This window comes from Armatimonadia bacterium (assembly GCA_039679385.1).
Classification (GTDB): Bacteria; Armatimonadota; Zipacnadia; order Zipacnadales; family JABUFB01; genus JAJFTQ01.
This window is the reverse complement of sequence record JBDKVB010000095.1, coordinates 1-16,188: the sequence shown is the minus strand read 5'-3', so window position 1 is coordinate 16,188 and position 16,188 is coordinate 1. Positions and strand designations below refer to the sequence as shown.

The 16,188-nt window shown below is 64.9% G+C and carries 17 protein-coding genes; 2 read left to right on the top strand and 15 right to left on the bottom strand.

All coding sequences use genetic code 11. The features are described from left to right. Positions 1–55 precede the first annotated feature (55 nt). Complete coding sequence (locus ABFE16_11160; GenBank protein MEN6345851.1) at positions 56–778, top strand: YbhB/YbcL family Raf kinase inhibitor-like protein; 723 nt, start codon at positions 56–58, stop codon at positions 776–778. Between the two features lie 35 nt (positions 779–813). On the opposite strand, the gene dusB is transcribed toward ABFE16_11160, so the two are convergent. The 14 genes from dusB to ABFE16_11090 all read right to left on the bottom strand — a co-directional run bounded on the left by dusB (position 814) and on the right by ABFE16_11090 (position 13,960). Continuing rightward, positions 814–1,887, bottom strand: coding sequence for a tRNA dihydrouridine synthase DusB (gene dusB, locus ABFE16_11155; protein ID MEN6345850.1), 1,074 nt, complete (start codon positions 1,885–1,887; stop codon positions 814–816). Beyond that, positions 1,884–2,666, bottom strand: a complete 783-nt coding sequence (locus ABFE16_11150) for a type III pantothenate kinase (protein ID MEN6345849.1) — start codon at positions 2,664–2,666, stop codon at positions 1,884–1,886. The genes dusB and ABFE16_11150 overlap by 4 nt, the downstream gene beginning before the upstream one ends. Further along, a complete protein-coding gene (locus tag ABFE16_11145) occupies positions 2,666–3,412 on the bottom strand; it encodes a metallophosphoesterase (protein ID MEN6345848.1) in 747 nt (248 codons plus the stop codon). Before ABFE16_11145 ends, ABFE16_11150 begins: the two co-directional genes overlap by 1 nt. Before the next feature lie 64 nt (positions 3,413–3,476). After that, entirely contained in the window at positions 3,477–4,460 is a 984-nt protein-coding gene (locus ABFE16_11140; GenBank protein MEN6345847.1) for a KpsF/GutQ family sugar-phosphate isomerase, read from the bottom strand. 76 nt (positions 4,461–4,536) lie between these two features. Further along, positions 4,537–5,361, bottom strand: a complete 825-nt coding sequence (kdsA, locus tag ABFE16_11135) for a 3-deoxy-8-phosphooctulonate synthase (protein ID MEN6345846.1) — start codon at positions 5,359–5,361, stop codon at positions 4,537–4,539. 54 nt (positions 5,362–5,415) lie between these two features. Then, positions 5,416–6,183 (bottom strand): 3-deoxy-manno-octulosonate cytidylyltransferase, encoded by a 768-nt coding sequence (gene kdsB / locus ABFE16_11130; GenBank protein MEN6345845.1) that lies wholly within the window; start codon positions 6,181–6,183, stop codon positions 5,416–5,418. 137 nt (positions 6,184–6,320) lie between these two features. Then, on the bottom strand, positions 6,321–6,800 hold the full coding sequence (locus tag ABFE16_11125) for a hypothetical protein (protein MEN6345844.1): 480 nt from the start codon (positions 6,798–6,800) through the stop codon (positions 6,321–6,323). A 32-nt stretch (positions 6,801–6,832) separates the two neighbouring features. Further along, a complete protein-coding gene (gene mreC / locus ABFE16_11120; GenBank protein ID MEN6345843.1) occupies positions 6,833–7,684 on the bottom strand; it encodes a rod shape-determining protein MreC in 852 nt (283 codons plus the stop codon). Positions 7,685–7,809: 125 nt separating this feature from the next. Continuing rightward, on the bottom strand, positions 7,810–8,811 hold the full coding sequence (locus ABFE16_11115; GenBank protein ID MEN6345842.1) for a rod shape-determining protein: 1,002 nt from the start codon (positions 8,809–8,811) through the stop codon (positions 7,810–7,812). 251 nt (positions 8,812–9,062) lie between these two features. Continuing rightward, positions 9,063–9,713, bottom strand: coding sequence for a Maf family protein (locus ABFE16_11110; GenBank protein ID MEN6345841.1), 651 nt, complete (start codon positions 9,711–9,713; stop codon positions 9,063–9,065). Beyond that, a complete protein-coding gene (locus ABFE16_11105; protein ID MEN6345840.1) occupies positions 9,710–11,329 on the bottom strand; it encodes an AarF/ABC1/UbiB kinase family protein in 1,620 nt (539 codons plus the stop codon). The genes ABFE16_11110 and ABFE16_11105 overlap by 4 nt, the downstream gene beginning before the upstream one ends. A 58-nt stretch (positions 11,330–11,387) precedes the next feature. After that, on the bottom strand, positions 11,388–12,374 hold the full coding sequence (amrS, locus tag ABFE16_11100) for an AmmeMemoRadiSam system radical SAM enzyme (protein MEN6345839.1): 987 nt from the start codon (positions 12,372–12,374) through the stop codon (positions 11,388–11,390). A gap of 49 nt (positions 12,375–12,423) precedes the next feature. Then, positions 12,424–13,263 carry a hypothetical protein gene (locus ABFE16_11095; protein MEN6345838.1) on the bottom strand — a complete coding sequence of 280 codons (840 nt, stop codon included), beginning with the start codon at positions 13,261–13,263 and terminating at the stop codon, positions 12,424–12,426. Between the two features lie 16 nt (positions 13,264–13,279). Further along, positions 13,280–13,960: a hypothetical protein gene (locus ABFE16_11090; GenBank protein ID MEN6345837.1), complete on the bottom strand. Its 681-nt coding sequence runs from the start codon at positions 13,958–13,960 to the stop codon at positions 13,280–13,282. 502 nt (positions 13,961–14,462) lie between these two features. On the opposite strand from ABFE16_11090, the gene ABFE16_11085 reads away from it, so the two are divergent. Continuing rightward, positions 14,463–15,782: a hypothetical protein gene (locus tag ABFE16_11085; protein MEN6345836.1), complete on the top strand. Its 1,320-nt coding sequence runs from the start codon at positions 14,463–14,465 to the stop codon at positions 15,780–15,782. A gap of 31 nt (positions 15,783–15,813) precedes the next feature. Here ABFE16_11085 and ABFE16_11080 read toward each other — a convergent pair. Further along, the coding region (locus tag ABFE16_11080; GenBank protein ID MEN6345835.1) for a phosphatidylglycerol lysyltransferase domain-containing protein at positions 15,814–16,188 on the bottom strand (375 nt) is incomplete at its 5' end.

Below are 16,188 nucleotides of genomic sequence, written 5' to 3'. Positions count from 1 at the left end.
ACCGGGCTCAAGAGGTTCGGTCTTGTGCTATCATAGGTTTCGGAGGTGACCAAGGATGGCCCGTGTGATAGGTCAAATGGCCCTTGCTGCCCTGCTTGCGGCGTTTGTGGTGGCGCTCTGTGGTTGTCCCAGTCGTCGGACCGCGCCTGGTCTTGAGACCCCGGCGGCGACGGTGAACACGGCTGCTCCGACGCCGACCGAGGAAGCCCCTGCGGCGACGGTCAACGCTGCTACAGCGACGCCCGCCGAAGGAGCCCCGACGCCTGGGGCCAAGACGACTACTCCAGCCTCTGCCGCGAAGGAGGCTGCGCCAGGCCTCTGGAAGCTCTCGAGCGAGGCCCTCGCCTCAGGTGTGAAGATCCCGGCCAAGTACACAGAGGATGGCGAGAACGTCTCGCCGCCGCTGTCCTGGGGCAAGCCGCCCGCAGGGACTCGTGAGTTGGCGTTGATCTGTGACGACCCCGATGCGCCGGGCGGGACGTGGACCCACTGGATCGCCTACGGGATCAAGCCTGAGACGACCTCGCTGCCCGAGGCCCTGCCGGCCGACCGTGAGCTGAAGACGCCCGCAATGAAGCAGGGCGCCAACAGCTTCGGCAAGACGGGCTACGGCGGACCCGCACCACCTGCGGGCAAGGCTCACCGCTACCAGTTCACCCTCTACGCACTCAAGGCTCCGCTGAAGCTCGGGGGCGGTGCGAGCAAAGACAAGCTCCTGGCCGCGATGAAGGGCCAGATACTCGCCACGACCATGCTCGAGGGAACGTACTCGCGCTGAGGCTGGGAAACGGCGGGGGAGAGGGCACCAGAGGCCTACTCGAACTCTTCGTCCTCGGCGAGCATCGCGGCGATCTGCGCTGCCGCCAATTCAGCCTGCTCGGCGGCATAGGTCAGGTAGCCCGACATGAGCGGCGGAAGCTCGGACAGGTGGCGGACCTCGCTGAAGCGGCGCCGCAGTTCGTGGCTGTAGGGGAGACCCTTGGAGTACCAGGAGAGCTGGCCGCGCATCTGGTGCATGGCGGTCGTCTCGTCGCTTTGGAGCACCAGCATCTGAGCCTGGCACATGGCGATCCCGAAACGCTGTGGCGCCTCAGGGTCCGGCGAAGGCTCCTCGCCGCGCAGAGCCTGGTTGGCCTGTGTGAAGGCCCAGGGACGTCCGACGGCGCCCCGAGCGATCATTACTCCGGCGCAGCCCGTATCTTCGAGGATCTGCCGGGGGCGATCCGGCGACATCACGTCGCCGCTGGCGATCACCGGGATGTGCAGCGTCTCAACGAGGCGTCGGGTGTGCTCGTGATCGGCCTCGCCCCAGAAACGCTGGCGAACGGTGCGTGCATGCAGGGCGAGGGCAGCCGCACCAGCCTGCTCCAGACGGCAGGCCAGGTCGAGGTAGCTGTTGTCGCCCCTGAACTGCCCGGCGCGGATCTTGCACGTGACGGGGACCTTCGCACGCTCAACCATGGCGGCGATGATCTCGGCAGCGCGGATCGGGTCGGTGATCAGCGCCGCACCGCCGTCGCTGCGCACGATCTTGGGCACCGTGCAGCCCATGTTGACGTCGATGATGTCTGCTCCGGCGGCCTCCGCGAAGGGCACCGCATCGGCCATCACCTGAGGGTCAGACCCGAAGAGCTGCAGCGAGACGGGATGCTCGGCCGGATGCGTCAGCATGAGCTCAAAGGTCTTCGCGTTGTGGTAGGCGAGGGCCTGGGCCGAGATCATCTCGGAGCACACCAGGTGAGCTCCCGCACGCCGCGACAGAAGACGCATGGGCAAGGATGTGTAGCCGGCCATCGGCCCGAGCACGAGAGGACCGTCGATCTCGACGGCGCCGATCGACCACCGGTAGCGTTCTGGAACCTCGCACAACAGGGAATTGGGCATCATCGATCGGGGATGTCCAGCCTCCGCAGGCCTTCGAGGAGCAGCAGCGGTTCTGACCGCAGGGGAATCGTGCACAGCTTCCGGACCAGGTCCCCGTCGCCTCCCGTCAGCACCGCACTGACCCCGTTCCTCGCACCAAGAGCTCTGTAGGCGGCCCGTACCAGGGCTTCGGTAGTGCCCGCCAGGGCACAGAGAAAGCCCACGGAGAGACTGGCTGCAGTCGACTCGGCCGGCAGAAGGGTGACGAAGTGCCGGTCCTCCGACATCGGCATCAGAGCTTCCGCGAGGGCCGGTGCCTCCCGCTGCACTCCGGAGAGGAAGGCAGATAGACCGGGCGCGATCCCAATGGACAGAACCATGCCCTCGGCCGTGAGCGCGTCGCAGGTGATACAGGTTCCGGCATCGACCACTATGCAGGGAGAGCCAACCAACTCGCGGGCTGCAAACACTCCGAGGAGCCGGTCCTTCCCGTAAGCCTGTGGGGTCTCGTACTGCACCGGAAGGTCTATCTTGACGTCGCGACCGAGAAGGCGGACCGGAACGCCCAGCACTCCCTCTACGGCCGCGGATACTGCCTCACTCCGTGGCGCATTGACGCTCAGCAGTGCCCCTGCACAGCCCTGCAGTGCCAGACCGGCCTCGCCCAGCAGCCTCGTAAGGCACCCTTCCGGGGCCGTCAGAATCTCCTCGGTAGCGAAGCGCCGGTCGCTTAGCCACTGCCCGTCCCACAGCCCCACATGGAAGCTCGTGTTCCCCGCGTCACCATACAGGACGAATCCCATCACGCACCTCCCGAGGAGCTTCGCGCGCCAGTCAGCGACAGGAGCCGACGCTGGAACCGTGGGGTCCCCTCCAGGCTCCTGATCAGCGCGATCTCCCGCCCGTATGGCCCGATATGGGAAATCGTCACCTCGCCCACCTGCACCAGCTCGTCCGTGTGACGATGTGAGTGACCACCCAGGATCAGGTCGATGCCCTGGAACCGCTCCGCAAGAGCCAGGTCGCGCTCATAGCCGAGGTGGCTAAGACACACGACCCAGTCGCACTGACTCCTTAGGGCCGCGAGCGCCTCGCGCGTTGCCCGTTCATGGCTGATGAAGCGCACGTCGGCAAAGACTTCCATCCACGAATCCGGCCGGATCATGGTCGGCGTGAGGCCGAAGAGACCGACCTTTGAGCCCTGCGGACTTGTGAGAATCGTCCACCTCTGAACGTGCCCGGCTGACCGGCCGGGAGCTGGGGCAAGATTTGCGCTCAGCACGGGGAAGGTCGCTTCCGAGGTCTTCATCAGCATGCCGAAGGAGCGGAAGAAGAACTCCCGGTTCCCCATGGCCATGGCGTGGTAGCCAGCCTCGTTCATGCGCAGGATGGCATGCTCCACGCCGGGCTTCACCAGGATGTTGGGCGCCCAGATCGCGTCTCCACAGTCAAGGAGCAGGGCCTGGTGCTCCATCCGCAGGTTGCGCAGACGTCCGGCCTCTTGCAGGCCGATGTTGTTGTGCCAGTCAGCCGTCTGAAGGAGGACCAAAGGTTGCCTCATAGCGCGCAGAGCAGGCCTGGAGCATCGAAAGCGTTGGCCGTCACGACCCGCGTCACACAATCCCCGCTTTCAGCAGGTCCTGGATGTCGAGCATGCCGACGGCGACGCCCTCTGCATCAACCACGGGCAGGTTGTCGAACTCACGGTCCTGCATCAGCTTGGCCGCTCGGGCTGCGAGAGTCTCGGGCGTGGTCGTGGTCGGCTGCGCCGTCATGGCCTCAGTGATGGCCCGACACATCACGGCGTTTCGATCGGGCTCTCGCTGCATCAGTACGCGGAAGTCGCCGTCGGTGAAGAGGCCTCGCAGCTTACCGGCCTCATCGACGATCGAGACCGCTCCCCGGACCCGCGCACCGCTCATGGTCAGCAGAGCATCGAGTACCGTTGCGCTGGTCGTGACCGTCGGGTTGTCGTCACCGGAGTGCATGACATCCGCCACGCGCCAGAGGACCTTGCGCCCAAGGGTTCCGCCCGGATGACTTTGGGCGTAGTCCTCGGTAGTGAAGCCGCGGGCCCGCATCAGGGACATCGCAAGAGCGTCGCCAAGGGCCATCTGGGCAATGCAGCTCGCCGTCGGTGCAAGCCCCAGGGGACAGGCTTCGCACTCGACGGAGGCGTCAAGGGTAACGTCCGAGTGCTGCGCAAGACTGGACTCGGCCGCTCCACAAAGCGAGATGATACCTGCACCACGGCGCCTAACCGCCGGCAAGATATTGAGGATCTCCTCGGTCTCGCCGCTGTTGGACAGGAAGATCACCACGTCGGCCTCGGTGACCATGCCCAGGTCGCCGTGAATCGCTTCGGCCGGGTGCATGAAGAAAGAGGGTGTGCCGGTGCTCGCGAGGGTGCTGGAGAGCTTCCGCCCGACCGCACCTGACTTGCCCATCCCGGAGACGACTGCACGGCCCTTCATCCCCAGCAGCAACTCGCAGGCCGCCACGAAGGGCTCGCCGATGCGTTGCCGCAGGCGTGCGATGGCCTCCTGTTCGGTCTCCAACGTCTGTAGGGCTTGGTCGAGGATCTGCGTCGATGGCATAGGTACTCACGCTTCCGTGTTTTCGAGTCTGGACTGGCCGAGCAGGGGCCTGGAGCCCACTGCTTGAGCCGATGCCCTACTGTTTGCTGTGGACGAGGGCGTGGATCCCCAGCGCGTCCTCCAGGAGGCCGCGTAGCTCGCCCAGGGGCACCATGTTCGGACCATCACAGGGAGCCTCGTCAGGGTTCGGATGCGTCTCCATGAAGAGGGCGTCCGCACCGGCAGCTACGGCGGCACGAGTCAGCGGCGCCACGAACTCCCGCTGACCGCCAGAGCATCCGCCGGCGCCACTGGGCAACTGGACGCTGTGTGTGGCGTCGAAGACCACCGGGTAGTCGAACCCGCGCATGATGGGGATTGCGCGCATATCGACCACGAGGTTGTTGTAGCCGAAGGAGAAGCCTCGCTCGGTGATAGTGACGCGCTCGTTGCCGGTGGAGGTCACCTTCTCGACGGAGTGCACGATGTCGCCCGGAGCCATGAACTGCCCCTTCTTGACGTTCACCGCACGCCCCGACTCTCCTGCGGCAACGAGAAGGTCGGTCTGACGGCACAGGAAGGCTGGGATCTGGAGGAGGTCGCACACCTCGGCCGCGCGGGAGACCTGGCTGGTCTCATGGACGTCGGACACGAGCGCAACCTCGGCCCGGTCCTTCACTCTGGCGAGAATCTCAAGGCCCTTCTCCCAGCCCGGTCCACGGGTGCCCCGGATGGAGGTCCGGTTCGCCTTGTCGTAGGAGGCTTTGAAGACGAAGGGGATGTCCAGGTCCGCGCAGATCTCCGCCAGTTCCAGGGCAAGGCGCAAGGTGGTGTCTTCGTCCTCGACGAGACAGGGACCGGCGATGAGTGCCAGTCTGTCCGGGCCGATTGCGACGCGATCGGTGATCTGTACCGTTCTCATGCTGAGCCCACCATCGGTGAGTTATGGTCGCGCTGGAAATGTGCCCGTCGTCGGCTATCCGCCCAGAGCCTTCCGCACGCGCTCAAGATCCTCGGGCGTGTCGACGCCGATGGGCGCATAGTCGACCTGGACCACCCGGATGCGGCAGCCGTTCTCCAGGGCACGCAACTGCTCGAGCTTCTCGGTCTGTTCCAGAGGCGTCGGCGCCAGTGCCGAGTACCAGAGCAAGGTCTCCCGCGCGTAAACATACAGGCCGATGTGATGCAGGGGCTGCACCCCCGTTGTCGGATGAATACGAGGGCGATCCTCCGGCCAGGCCTCGTCGCCGTCGACGCGGAAGTAGGGAATAGGCGCCCGGGAGAAGTAGAGCGCATACCCCTTGCGGTCGGTGACGACCTTGACCACGGAGGGCGCCAGGTGGTCCTCAAGGCTCGTGATGCGCCTGGCGAGCGTCCCGAAGCGTTCCTCCGGGTTCGACAGGAAGGGTGCAACAGCGGCATCAATCGCGGAAGGCTCGATCATGGGCTCATCGCCCTGGATGTTGACGATGAGGTCACAGTCGATGCGGCGGGCCACCTCCGCCAGGCGATCAGTGCCCGACTGGTGAGTGGAAGCGGTCATCTCGCAGCGTCCGCCAAAAGCCGCGACGGCGTCGGCGATCCGCTCGTCATCCGTGGCGATGATCACATCGTCCAACTGAGCCGCGCGCGCGGCCCGTTCATAGACATGCTGGATCATGGGCTTGCCGGCGATGTCTGCAAGGGCCTTGCCTTCCAGACGTGTGGAGCCATACCGAGCCGGGATCATGCCGATAATCTTCATGAAGTCACTTCCTGACGAAGCGGAGACGGTCGGTCGGCTGTCACGGCGAGCCCCGCAAGGTCACCGGGAGAAGGGACCGCGGGAGGTCTCGACGGAAGCCGGGGAAACCAGAACGCAGACGTGTGAAGGCCTGGACGCTACAGGATGATCGTCTCGCGGCGACGTGTGAGACAGGTCAGCCAGAAGACGACCGGAGCAAGGATGGCGGTGAGTAGCGCAGAAGCGAAGATGCCCCCGACTGCAGGGACGAACTCCAGGGGAGGCGCAAACACCATCCGCACAAGCCCGAAGACAAGGGCCCCGCAAGTGGCAATCAGCACAGCGATGAGGGTTCGCTCGGCGAACAGCGAGCCCCGAAGCGTCCCCGCCCCTGCACCCACCAGCATGAAGCCGACGAACAGGCCGCCGTAGGGCAGATGGCACGTGCCTCCCAGAAGGAGAGCGGCCACCAGCCCGGCCAGGCACCCATCATAGGCTCCGCGTACCAGCCCGATGCAGGCGACCACAGCCACCAGCACATTCGGCGCCTGACCACCAATGCGCAGCCACACCGGCCAGGCCGCCTGCAAGGCGGTTGACACCCAGATCAAGAGGATTCCGATCACATAGGGCTGCATAGTCGGTTACTCGAAAGCCCTGGTCCCGGCGGCTACTTCTCGCCGGCTCTGAGGACATACACGTAGTCAAGACGCTCGAAATCAACGAAGGGCTTGATGTAGGCGACGACACTGCTCATGCTGGCCGGCGAGCGGCGCACGGACTCGACGACACCGATGGGGATGTCTCCGGGATAGGTCTCGCCCAGGCTGGAGGTGACGACCACGTCACCAACGGCAACCTGAGCCCCACTGCGCACCTTCTCCAGTTGCAGCCGGTCCGGTCCGGCCTCCAGTACCGGAGAGGCATGCACCATGCCCTCGTCATTGGTCCGTTGGACACGACTCCTCACGGCATGTTGCGGGTCAACGAGCAGGACGACTCGGCCGGTGTCACCTTGAGCCTCGACCACACGACCCACGAGCCCCCGTGCCTCCCGCACCACGTTGCCGACCTCCAGCGTCTTGCCGCCGCCGGTGCGGATCTTGACCCAGCGACTGCTTCCGCCGGAAGAGCGACCAATCACCTGAGCCGGAATCCGGCTGAGGGGCTGGTCAGGGGTGAAGCCAAGTTTCTCCTGCATCGCCTTCAGCTGCAGGCGCACATCAACGGTCGCGATGCGCTCGGCCTCGAGTTCGTCGCGCTCTTGCTTCAGCCGGCGGTTCTCGGCCACGAGAGCGGGCGCCGTCAGTGCCGCGACACTCGTGTCATGGATACGCGTGCAGACCGCCGTGATCGCCGACTCGAGAGGTGTCACCGCGGTGTACGCCAGGTACTCAGGAAGGCTGAGGGAGGAGGCACGCCATGCACCGTGCTGCCAGATCGTCAGCACCAAGGCCAGCGCCGCCAGAGTGAGGTAACGGCGCGCGTCCGTGGAACCGGATGAGGAGTGAAGGGGTGCCATGTAGAGTGCGATTCACAGGTTGGGAAGCATAGATGGTATGGCAGCGGAACCTCCTGCGGAGGTACCCACTTCGGCAGAGCCCGCTGCGCCAGGGACTGTGGCAAGGAACGCGTCCAGGACACACACTACCGCGTCATCACGACCCCGTCAAGCTCCTCAAGGTACTTTGCCGTCCCCATGACCACGCAGGTCAAGGGATCTTCGGCCACGTACACCGGGATGTCCGTCTCCGCGCTGATCAACTGGTCCAGACCGCGCAGCAGGCCGCCGCCTCCCGCGAGGACGATTCCGCGGTTCATGACGTCCGCCGCAAGTTCCGGAGGCGTGGAATCTAAGGTTTCCTTCACGAGTTCGACGATGGCGGCGGCCGTCTCCGAAATGGCCTCGCGGACCTCGAGGGAACTGATGATCACGCTCTTGGGCAGGCCGGAGAGGAGGTCCTTGCCGCGCACTTCCATGGTCTCCTCTTCGGGCTGAGGGAAGGCCGAACCGATGCGCAGCTTGATCTGCTCCGAGGTACTCTCTCCGATGTAGAGGTTGAACTCGCGCCGGATGAAGTTCGAGATGGCCTCGTCGATCTCCTCACCGGCGATCCGCATCGACCGCTGGGCACAGATGCCCCCGAGGGAGATGACGGCGATCTCCGTAGTGCCGCCACCGATGTCGACGATCATGTTCCCCACAGCGTCGGCTACGGGCAGTCCCGCGCCGATCGCAGCGGCCATGGGTTCGTCGATGATCTCGGTCTCCCACGCACCGGCCTGGCGAGCGGCGTCCTCGACGGCACGCCGTTCGACCTCGGTGATCCCCGAGGGGACGCCGATCACCATGCGTGGATGCACAAGCCAGCGCCGCGGCTGGCACTTACGGATGAAGTGCTTCAGCATCGCCTCGGTGGCGTCGAAGTCGGCGATGACGCCGTTCTTGAGGGGCCGAATCGCGGTGATCCGGGCAGGCGTCCGCCCAACCATCCGCTTGGCGTCCTCGCCAACGGCGAGCACCTCGCCCGTGTCCGTATCGATGGCCACTACCGAGGGCTCACGCAGGAGGATTCCGCGACCCTTGACGTGCACCAGGGTGTTCGCAGTCCCCAGGTCGATCCCCATATCCCGGGAGAAATGCGACATCCAGTGCACGGCCAGCTTGCTCATCCGGTCCAGGGTACGATGATAGCGGTCGGGCGTCACCGCCCGCTCGAGGATCTTGGCCCGCTCACCGTAGGACTGTGTACGCAATCGTGACACGGCAGGGTTCTCTTGTATCACGGGACGAGGCTCGCTTCCCTTGGTGCGATGAGATCTGCGATGCTTGCTTCGTGTAGGGAGCGGCGTAAGGCCCGGTCCCTTTCGTGCTTCGCCCGATGTAGTTGGCCCGGCTGTCAGTTCTGACGGCGCCCGGCGAGAGTAGCGTCCTGCGCTGTCCTGTGGTCGGGGAGGTCCCGTCCCAGCGTTTCCAGCACGTACTCCATCGGAAGGCCAACGATGTTGGTATGCGATCCAGTATAGCTTTCGACAAGTGCTCCCCCGAGTCCCTGTATCCCGTAGGCCCCCGCCTTGTCGAGGGGTTCGCCGGTTGCGACGTAACCCTCGATCTCCTGGTCCGATAGGTGACGGAACACCACCTCGGAACAGATTGCCGCACCCACCAGGTCAACCTCGCCACCAGACCCGGCCCGCGCAAAGGCCACACCGGTGATCACCTGATGCGCACGTCCAGCCAGACGGCGAAGCATCCGGAGAGCATCTTCAGGCCCCCTCGGCTTGCCCAGCACTTCGTCGTCCAGTACGACGATGGTGTCGGCGCCCAGAACAAGACGCCCCGGTGAGACCAGCGCCACCTGCCGTGCCTTCTCCTCAGCGGCACGACGAGCGAAGGTTGCGCAGTCTTCGCCGCACTTCCGTTCGGCCTCGGGGCCGCTCGGCACCAATACCTCGAAGCGGACACCGGCTTCGCTCAGAAGCTGATCCCGGCGCGGAGATGAAGAGGCCAGTATCAGCGTGCTTCCAAGGTTACGCTTTGCTTCTGTCACAGTCGGCCTGACCTCAGAATCGAGTACAGCAGGTATAGCCCCATCAGGGCACCCACCAGCCCGTAGGCAAGCGCTCCCGGCTGCGTCAGGGTTGCCACAGCGGTCTCGCTGGCCAGAATGACCGAAGATCCAACGATGATCGCCGCGACGACCAGTGCAAAGGCCACACGATTGCACATCACGTCGAGACGATGCAGGGTCTCGTCGGAGTTCTCGATGTCGAAGCGGATCTTCAGCGCTCCGGCCTGTACGCGTGACAGCACTTCGCTCGCTTGGCGGGGGAGCATCAGCCCATATCGGTGAAGGTCCCTGACGGCCCGCCACAGCTCCCGCATAATGTTCGCGGGCTGGACCCAGGTCTTCATCACTTCGCTGATGATCTGACGGGCGGGAACCCGGAAGTCGAACCCGGCATCGAGGCTTCGACAGGTTCCCTCAGTGATGATCAGCGCCCGCAAGACTGAGGAGAAGACGGAGGGCATCCGCACTCGGTGCCGGAAGATCACGGCCATCAGGTCTTCAAGTACCTCGCCCATCCGGAACTCGGCGGTGCTGACAGCACTGTATTGTGCCATCATACGCTGGATGTCAAGGCGCAGTTGCTGCAGGTCAGTATCCTCGCTCACTGCGCCCATGTCAATGATGTGGTCGCAGACCTCGGTGGCGTCGCCGTCCAGCGCCCCCATCAGCAGGTGGACCATGCTTGCGCGGATGTCCCGACCGATGCTCGCCGCATTGCCGCAGTCCAGGAAGGCGATCCGGCCGCCGCTCTGCACGAGCACATTGCCGGGGTGCGGATCCGCGTGGAAGAAACCGTTCACGTAGATCTGCCGGAGGATAGATTCGGCCATATGTACAGCAATCATTGACCGGCTGACGCCGATGCCGCGCAGCCCCTCGACGTCGTCAATGTGGACACCCTCGATGCGCTCCAGCGTGAGGACGCGGCGGCTGCTGAGGTCCCAGTAGACACGCGGGACCACCACCTTGGGGTCCTCAGCGAGCACCTGACGAAGGCGGTCAGTGTTCTGCCCCTCGTTGGTGTAGTCCAGTTCGGCCCGCAGAGACCGCCCGAACTCCGAGGCCCATTCGCTGATGCGCAGGTCGTGCAGCAGTCCCACGTGAACCTCGGCCTCGCGGGCGGCGAACTGCAGGATCTGCAGGTCGGTCTCGACGACCTCCTCAAGGCCCGGGCGCTGCACCTTCACTGCCAGCTTCTGGCCGTCTGGCAGCGAGGCGAAGTGAACCTGACCGATGGACGCGGAGGCGGTAGGCACCTCCTCGAAGGCCTCATACAGGCGGTCTATCGGCGCGTGCAACTCGCTCTGGATCACGTCGGACGCGGCCTCAAAGGGGAAAGGCTGCACCTGGTCCTGCAGCCGCCGGAACTCCCGGACATAGTCCATCGGGATCAGGTCGGGGCGGGAAGCGAGGGCCTGCGCCAGTTTGATCGTCACGGGGCCGATCTCTTCGCAGGCAAGCCGCACACGCACCGGCAACTCCAGTCCTGCGGTGGTGGGGTCCGGCTCACGCTCAGGGGTACTGGGCAGGAATCGGGAAAGCCCCAGAATGCGCAACTGGGGCCCGAAACCGTGACGCCATAGGATGCTTGCCACCTGGAGGCCCCGTCGCAGCCAGCTGGTTGCGCGTCGGCCAAGGCCTCGCCCTGACTTGCTAGACAACAATACCAAGCTCCTCTCCGCAGGAGGCGCAGCGGCCATCGCGGGTCTTCGGCCACGCTGAGAAGCCCTCGCGTTCGACTGCCACTGCTCCGCACCGCGGGCAGATCGTGTCGGTCGTCCCGTTCAGATGCAGGTTGCCCACGTACACGAAGTCCAGACGCTCACGGGCGAGCTCGTAGGCTCTGCGCAAGGTCTCGACGGGCGTCGTCGGCGCCTGCATCTTGTAGGCCGGATGGTAGCGCGACAGGTGTACCGGCAGCCTGCGCGACACCGACGCGGCCCAGTCAAACAGGTCGGCGAGGTCCGCGTCAGAATCGTTCTCGCCGGTGATCACCAGGTTCGTGATCTCGACGGCGCAACGCCCGAAGGCCATCTCTACCGTACGCCGGGCCGCGTGACCGTCACCACCGCAGAGCCGCCGATAGAAGTCGGAGCGGATACTCTTGATGTCAACGTTCATCGCGTCGATGTAGGGGAGAAGCTCCTGCAGGGGCTCCTCCTCCACTATGCCGTTCGTCACCAGGACGTTGACCATGCCCCGGTCGTGGATTAGCTTCGCAGTCTCCAGAACGAACTCATACCAGATGAAGGGCTCGTTGTAGGTGTAGGCGATGCCGATGTTCCCGTCCACCTGGTGCTTCTCCGCCAGTTTGACGGCGTGGATCGGCTCCAGGCTTTGGGTCGACGGCGTCTCCTGCGAGATCGCCCAGTTCTGGCAGAAGTCGCACTTGAGATTGCACCCGTAGGTGCCCAGCGACAGAATCGGCGCTCCCGGGTGGAAGTGGTACAGCGGCTTCTTCTCCACCGGGTCCAGGGCCACAGAGGTCACCTGCCCCCAGTTGCGGCTCCACAGCTTGCCGTCCCGGAACTCGCGGACTCTGCAGCGGCCGGTCTGTCCCTCTGCGATGCGGCAATGGAAGGGACACAGCAGGCACTGGGCCCGGCCCTCTTCGACCTCATAGTACCGCGCTTCATGCATTCCAGCTCACCCCAGTCTCCTCCCCGGCGTCGACCGCAACCGGCGCCTCCTACTTGCCCATGACTGCGTCCCAGAAGGAGGGTTCGCCCTGCACCTGGCTGATGACTTCCTTGGCGGCCTCGACCTCTTCCTCGAAGCCGAAGGCAATCAGACAGACTGCCCCCTCGGCGCCACACAGACCACCGGCGCCGGTCTGGAGCACCTGGACTCCCGCGAGGGTGTTCAGTGCCTCGAGCTCCGTGAACAGAGTGCCCTGAATCGGCCACAGGCGAGGGATACCGTAACCGGCGCAGGCATCGGTCGGAGGGGCCATCTTGCTCAAGACCGCCGGGGTGGCCGTCTGCTTCTCCAGGCCCACCGGGATGATGAGCGAGAGCCCCTTCCCGTAGACTGAGCCGAGGATCGAGCCCAGCGTGCCTCCCGCCGGATGGCCGATGAGTACGCCGGCAGTACGGGTTGCATAGTCGATGATGTTGGCGCCCTTGAGCACCACATCGCCGACGGACATCTCCGTTACCGCCTGAGCAACCGTCATTCCCTCAACGACCTCGCCCTGCCGGAAGATGACTTCCGGGATACTGCCCTTGAAGGCCTGCGGCGCGCGTTCATCGCCGACGGGAAGGACCTTGCCCAGAACGTACTTGCCCTTGTCGATGTCCCCTCCCAGCAGCTCCTCGAGCACATAGGCGTTGGTGGAGCCCTTGCAGACCGCCACCATGCCCTCTTCCATCGACTCCTGCACCGCGCTATCCGCAACCACGCCCTTGGCGATGAGACGCTTGCCTTCGGCCACCGTCAGCGAGAATCCGAAGGCGGCCATATCCAGATCAAGGTCGGACAGGTCCTCAAGGTCTCCGTCACCAGGGAAAGGGAAGATGTTGTCGTCCATGGGGGTAGCCTCTCTCTCAGGGCATGGGCGGGGCGCCCACGAGGATGACCTCACTGAGGAGGTCGTCCGCGCTGATGGGCTTGCCCATTGCCGGGTAGACCGCGATGGTGGTGTCTTCGGCATCTGGCGTCTCGCGAACGGTGAGGGTGCTGAGGGGGAGAAACCAGGTCGGCTTGCCCTCGACGACCTCACCGGTCTGCAGCACCGCATGGATCTTGGCGATGGACCAGTAGTTGGGCCAGCCCTCGGGGGTCGGGGCTGCCCAGGTCACAGCAAACTGAGCAATCTCGCGCGCCTTGACCGTCACTGTGCTCTCGGCAGAGACCGCGAGAGCGAAGGCCCCGTCGTCGATGACCCGGTTACCGATGCGTGCCTCCGGCTTGATGCCCAGCTCAGCCATCTGCACCAGTCCGGCCAGCTTCCTGCCGCCACGAGTCGTCGCCACACCGACCAGACGGTCCGGGTTGTCACGTGCGAGGTCGACCAGTGTTGTGAGACCCAGGTACTGCTCGTAGAGAGCCTGGCGCTGCTTGAGGCGTGCCGCGTCCTCCGCGGAGGCAGAACTGGCTGCCTGCTCGAGTGACTTCAGCGCCGTCGCGTAGTCGAAGGCACGGGCAGCCTGATCGGCGGCCTCAAGAGGTGTTGGCGGCGCCGGGGTGACCGGAGCCGGGGTCTCTTGCCCGTAGGCAGCGGCCATCACCCACATAAGGGCATAGCACACAAGCAGGGCCGGTTGGAGTGACGTGCGGGGTGTGAATCCTGTCCTGACCGTGGCGTCTCCCACCTTGCCTGGAGTGGCTTCGGGAAGGCCGTCTGCCCGACAGCGGGGCACACAAACGCCTGATCCATGCTCCGAGGGCAGTATATCAGGTCACCTCCAGCCTTGGCAAGCCTTGGCGGGCGCTGAGCACGGACACCTGGGCACTTCTCTCGAAGCCTTCAGCCGTGGTCTTCGTCGCCTTTCTCTTACGTCCCCCGGAGCACCAGGGCGTCGAGGAAGGGGTACGCCCCAAAATCTTGATTACGTTAACTTAAGGACCAGATCACAGCCTCGCCGGTTGTAGCCGTCCTTCTGACAGGGGGACCCCTGACTCCAGGGCGGTCGTCGCCGGCGGAACACGTCAGGGCACAAGGACACTTGGGCGCCCAAGAGGAACCACCCTCTGTGCGCTACCGATAGCTCCTGGAGGTCCTCCGCGATGGTTACCGCCGCCACTGGGGTCCTGCTGACGGTCCTTGCCGCACTCCTTGGTCTGTCGACCTGCGCGTCCGCCGGCTTCCTCTGTGACCTGACACAGCCGCTCCCGGCCGAACTGCCCGAAGTCGCGCCCTGGAAGGTTGTGCCACTGGACCCTGACTACTCCGGCCAGTGGGTGGTTCTGGAAGACGTGAACGCGGATGGTGAGGTCGAGGTCATCAGCGCCCGCAACGTCAACGTGGGCGACGTGCACTACACCAGCGCCGTGGTAGTCCACCGTCTGGATGGCTCGCTGCTGTGGCGCTGGGGAGGCCGCGACCTGGGGCGATCTGCCCTGCACCATGACGTCGCCTGCCAGGTCTACGACTGGGATCGTGATGGGCGGCCGGAGATCGTGGTCTGCGGCGATGGCGAGTTGATTGCCCTCGACGGCGCCAGGGGTTCTGTGAAGGCGCGTTACCCCTTGCCCCCACAGGCGACCGATTGCCTGGTCTTCGCGAACTTCTCCGGTGGCCCGGCAGCGACGGACGTCCTCGTCAAGGACCGCTACGACCAGATCTGGGCCTATGACCGCAACTGGAACCTGCTGTGGACCGTCAAGCACCCCGGCGGTTACCGCACGGCTCATCAGCCCTACCCGCTGGACCTTGACGGCGACGGCTGCGACGAGGTCATGGCGGGCTATGCGCTCCTCGGCCCGGACGGTGCGGTTCGGTGGACGCTCTCCTCGAAGCAGGTTGACCTCCGCAAGGGCCACCTGGATTGCTGCCGCGTGATGTCTCGCGGCGAGCGGCCCGAAGACTGGCGTCTGGTGATGACCACCTGCGGCAGCTCGAGCATGGTGATGACCGACGGGCTCGGGAAGACGATCTGGGAGCAGACGGGGCTCCACTTCGAGTCCCTCGACCTCGGCAAGATGCGCTCGGACGTCCCTGGCCTGCAGATCGCTGTCGATGACGGGCATCATCCCGCAGGACGAGGCCCGGTGCACTTGTACGATGCAGAAGGGGCACGGCTGGGCACTTGGGTGATGCCCTATGCGCGGTTCCACGCGATGCTCGACTGGAACGGCGACGGCCTGGCGGAGTTGCTGTTGCCCGATCCCTGCGTCATCTCCGACGGCTTCGGAAAGCCCCTGGTAAGGCTCAAGGTCGAGGACAAGGGCATGAAGCTGGTCCGCACCGGGGACTTCACCGGCGATGGCGTCGTGGACTTCGCCCTGTCGACGCCGACCGCAGTCTACGTCTTCCGGAATCCGAGCCGACTGCAGCCTTCGAACCACGCACCCCTGGGCTCAGGCCGCAATGCGACTTTGTACTAGAGGCAGGACACGCAAGGGGAACCTGCCGGAGCTAGGACCGCTGCGTCACGACGTACTTCTCCACCATCCTGGCCGGGAGATAGCTCTCCTTGGCCTTGCGCAGGCCTGGCTCGCCCACATCCTGCTCGCGGTTCACGCATCGCCACTGAGACCATTCCCGGGCGAGGAACTCGCGGTTGATCACCTGGAAGGCCCCATGCAGATCCGGGCTGGCCTTCTCGATATGGCAAACGACGGTGTGCTCGTTCAGGGGTTCGCCAAGGGTGAAGGCCTGCACACGGTCGTTCACCAGGATCGCCCCACCAGTCACCCCCAACTCCTCCAGGTGCTCAAGCACTTCCTTGACCGCCCGTGCCTCGGCGCGCAGGCTGGAGTGCAGGTCACAGTGCTTCTCATCACACCACAG